The sequence below is a fragment of the Streptomyces sp. E2N166 genome, assembly GCF_003671715.1.
In the GTDB taxonomy this organism is placed as follows: Bacteria; Actinomycetota; Actinomycetes; order Streptomycetales; family Streptomycetaceae; genus Streptomyces; species Streptomyces thinghirensis.
Window position 1 is genome coordinate 1,567,544 of the sequence record NZ_RAIF01000032.1, and the last position, 4,075, is coordinate 1,571,618.

Consider the following 4,075-nt stretch of genomic DNA (forward strand, 5'->3'; position numbering starts at 1 on the left):
ACCCCCGCCCGCCCGGACGCACCGGCCGCCTCGGCGCCCAGCACGGCGAGGGCCTGCCGTACGCCCTTGCCGCCGGAGGCGCCGACGGCGGCGGGCGCCCCGCCCACCTCGCACCAGCCGAAGGAGTAGGCGGCCATCTCGGCCACCCACGGGTGCAGCCGCCCCACGGCCTCCTCCAGCGCGGGCCGCACCAGTGCGCGGCTGCGGCCGAGGACCTGCGGAGCACCCACCGGCGCCGTTGCCGCCATGGCGGTCGCCGTCACCGCACGACCTCCGCCACGGCGTGGGTCTGCGTGCCCGTGTCGGCCTGCGCCACCGCTGGGGGCTGCGGCACAGTGCGGGTCTGCCCGCCCGCGTCAACCTCCGCCACCGCGTCCGCCTGCGTGCCCGCCAGGCCGAACTCCTCCTGTGCCCGGGCCACCATCTTCCGGGCGTGCATCAGGCCGATCCCCTCCAGGACTCCGGCCAGCTCGGACAGTTCGGCGGCCGTCTCGGTGCGGTCGCGGCCCAGGCGGGCCAGTGACTTGGCCAGGCCCAGCCGGGAGAGAGCCTCCCCGCGCGGTTCGCCCATGGCACGGAACTCCGCGAGCGCCTGCTCGTAGAGGTCGCGGGCCTCGGCGTAACGCCCGGCTCGGTACAGCACGTTGCCGCGCATCTTGTGGTTGTAGGCCAGCGCGCCGGACAGCTTCATCGCCCGGCAGCCCGTCTCCGCCTCGGTGAGCAGGTCCAACGCCCGCCCGGTGTCGCCGTCGCGCACCGAGACGACGTCGGCGAGCCCACGCAGCGCCCAGGCGTGGCCGCGCCGGTCCTCGGCCCGGGCGGCGATCCCGGCCGCCTCCTCGAACAGGGCGTACGCGCTGTCGTACGCGCCGGTGTTGCGGTGCATCTGGGCGATGCCCTCCAGCGCCCACACGGTGTGCCGTGCCTCGCCACGCCGCCGGGCCTCGGCCAGCAACCGCTCGTGCAGCCGCCCGACGGCCTCGTAGTCACCCTGGATCCGACCGGTTTCGGCCAGGCCCGCCAGCGAGTAGCCGCGGACGACCACGTCCCCGCCGCGTTCGCCGAGATCGGCCGCGAGCCCCAGCAGCCGCCGGGCCAGCCGGAGGGCACCGCGCTGCCGGGCCAGCGTCCCGCCGCTCCACAGCGCCCAGGCCATCGCCGCGGTGTCCCCGGCCGTGCGCGCCGCCCGGTAACTCGCCTTCCACGCCCGGTCCGCCTCCTCGGCCCGGCCCAGCCGGCGCTGGGCCTCGGCCACCGCGAGCCCGGAGCGCGCCGCCTCGCCGTGCCGTCCCGCGCGTTCGGCCGACGCCAACTGCTCCGTTCCGGCGGCCAGGACGTCGGTCAGCGACGAGTTGACGGAGAGGGCGGTGAGGGCGCCCTGGTACTCAGGGGCGAATGCCTTGCCGTACATGGATTCCTTCCGGTCCATACGCACAGGCGCGTGTACCTGGGAGCGAGCGCTTGGCCGCACTCGTATGCACTCCATGTATACGCGTTGTGTATAGTGCGTCGAAAATCAGCCCTGGTCACGTGGAGCGACCAGGGCGGTGTCACCTGTCGCCGGTCAAGACGTCGAGGGAGCGGTCCGGGTTGCCTCAGTGCTGCTGCGTCTTCTGCGGCGTCACCTCGCTCGGCCGTACGACGACGAAGCCCTGGCCCTGGAGATGCAGCTGCACGGCCTCACCTGAACCGCCGCGCAGTATCGAGCCGATGGACTGCGAACGGTGCAGGGAGGTCGACAGCCCGGCGGACCAGCCGACGATCGCGTCCGTGTCGACGTAGACCGGGTACTCGGGCGAGACCGGGATGACCAGCGGGCTGCCGTCGCACACCAGCCCCAGCCTGCCGTGTCCCGTGAAGACGCTGTTGAACAGCCCGCCGCCGGTGATGCCCGCGCCCTTGACCGTGGCGATGCGGTACGCCAACGAGGAGTCGAAGCACAGGACGTTGCGGCCGTTGACCGTGAACTCGTCGCCGGGTTCCACCTCGACGATGAAGCAGCTCTGCGCCTCGTGCGCGAACCAGGCCTCGCCCTGTCCCCGCACCGCCATCAGGGGCAGCCCCTCCCCGGTGACCGCGCGCTTGAGCATGCCGCCCACGCCCTGGCCCTTGCGCTCGAACTGGAGGTTGCCGCGGTAGGCGACCATCGCACCCTGCCGGGCCAGCATGTCGCCGTTCACCGTGTAACGGATGCACTTGGAGTTCTCGACGGTCATGCCCGGCGCCGTGGCGGGCTGCACCATGTGCTCGCTGGAAAAGAGGTCACCCTTCATACGGGCATCCTGGCCCGGAGTGCCCCGTTCCGCCAAGATCGTGCGCCGGGAGCCGTGTTCAGCCGCCGAAGAGCTGGGTCCAGTACGTCCCCGCCCGGCCGCCGCCGGCGAGACCGATGCCGATGTGGGTGAAGTCGCCCTTGAGGATGTTGGCGCGGTGTCCCGGGCTGTTCATCCAGCCCTCCACCACGTCGTCGGGCGAACGCTGGCCGCAGGCTATGTTCTCGCCGACCGTGCGCCGAGTGGCACCCGCGGCGGCGGCCCGGTCCCAGGGCTTGCCGCCGTCCGGGTCGGTGTGCGAATAGAAGTCGCGGGCGACCATGTCCGCGCTGTGTGCCTGGGCCGCGTGGGTCAGCCGGGCGTCGACGGCCAGGGCGGGCAGGCCCGCCCTCATCCGCTCCCGGTTGGTGAGCTCGACGACCTCGGCCGCCGTACGGACCAGGCCGTCCTGGGTGAACGGTACGGCCCACAGAGCCGTCCAGTACGTGTCGCCCGAGGGTCCGCCGGTGACGTACGCCCAACCGGCGTGTGTGAAGGCGACGCCGTGCAGCGTGCGCCGGGTCCGCTCGGTGCGCAGGCAGTACGCGACGAACTCGGTGGGCGTGCGCGGGCCGGAGACCAGGTGCTCGCCGACGGTGAGATACGCGTACCCGGCGGAGACGACGCGCTGGTGGACCGAGACGCCGTCCCGGGTCTCGACGCTCAGCGTGCCCGCGGCGGCCATGGCGGCGGCGTGGGCCCGGGCCGCGGAGACCAGACGTGCGTCGGCGGCGACCGGGCCGGAACCGGCGGCGGCCCGGGCGGAGTTGACCAGGCCGAGGAAGCCGTCGGAGTCGGCGGGAGGAGGCGGTGCGGAGCTGACGCGGGGCACGGCCGTGGCCCGGTCGTCGGGCGCCGAGGCGTCGTCCACGACCTCCACCCCGAAGTCCCGGGCGAGACCGGCGAGTCCGTCGGCGTACCCCTGCCCCAGAGCGCGCAACTTCCAGGTCTCGCCACGCCGGTAGAACTCCGCGAGCAGCAGCACGGTCTCCCGCCGGGGGCGTGGCGGCGTGAACCGGGTCAGCGCCCGGCCGCGTGCGTCGGTGACGTGGAGCGTGGGGGAGGGGAGATCGCCCAGGGCGGCCCCGGGGTCCGAGGGGCTCACCGCCACCGTCACCCGGGTGGCACCGGGGCGCAGCCGTGAGGGATCGACGGTGAGCGTGTCGTCCCGCAACCGGGCGCCGGGTGCCTCCGGCTGGTTGTAGAAGACGAAGTCGCCGTCACCGCCCACCTTGCCGCCGTCGTCCGTCACGAGCGCCGACACGTCGAAGGCACCGGGCACCCGCACGCTCACGGGGCCGCCCGGCAGGGGGACGTTGCCCCCGGGGACCAAATCGCTCATCGTGCCGCCCTGTGTCGTGGTTCTCGCTCCGGTAGGGGTGTCGGTGCCGGGTCAACGTCCGCCGGACACCGGTGGTTCCCGCGGCCGCCCCGAGCCGGGGGAGGGCGCCGGCCGGCGTCCGTCGCGGGCCGGAGGTCAGGTGGAAGGCGTCGGTTCGGGAGTGATCAGGCCCTGCCGGTAGGCGATCGCCACCGCCTCCGTGCGGCTCGCCGCCGACAGCTTGGCCAGGATGTTGGAGACGTGGACGCTCGCCGTCTTGGCGCTGATGAACAGCTCCTCGCCGATCTGGCGGTTGCTGCGGCCGAGGGCGAGCAGCCGCAGCACGTCCCGCTCACGGGCGGTGAGTACCGACGCACGGTCGCCGGCGGGCGCAGCGTCCGCCAGCCGGCCGCGGCGGACCAGGTCGTTCAGCCGCTCGCGC

General features: G+C 73.8%; 4 protein-coding genes and 1 pseudogene. All 5 read right to left on the reverse strand.

Annotated features, from left to right (window positions below):
* Nucleotides 1-248 (reverse strand): annotated as a pseudogene (locus EBH09_RS38245) (polyprenyl synthetase family protein); the annotation flags it as partial.
* An 11-nt stretch (nt 249-259) separates the two neighbouring features.
* Entirely contained in the window at nt 260-1,411 is a 1,152-nt protein-coding gene (locus EBH09_RS34060; RefSeq protein ID WP_121751145.1) for a tetratricopeptide repeat protein, read from the reverse strand.
* A gap of 184 nt (nt 1,412-1,595) precedes the next feature.
* Nucleotides 1,596-2,273 carry an AIM24 family protein gene (locus EBH09_RS34065; RefSeq protein WP_121750662.1) on the reverse strand — a complete coding sequence of 226 codons (678 nt, stop codon included), beginning with the start codon at nt 2,271-2,273 and terminating at the stop codon, nt 1,596-1,598.
* Between the two features lie 58 nt (nt 2,274-2,331).
* On the reverse strand, nt 2,332-3,654 hold the full coding sequence (locus EBH09_RS34070) for a CAP domain-containing protein (protein ID WP_121750663.1): 1,323 nt from the start codon (nt 3,652-3,654) through the stop codon (nt 2,332-2,334).
* Between the two features lie 135 nt (nt 3,655-3,789).
* On the reverse strand, nt 3,790-4,075 hold a 286-nt coding region (locus tag EBH09_RS34075), incomplete at its 5' end, for a response regulator transcription factor (RefSeq protein WP_193776679.1).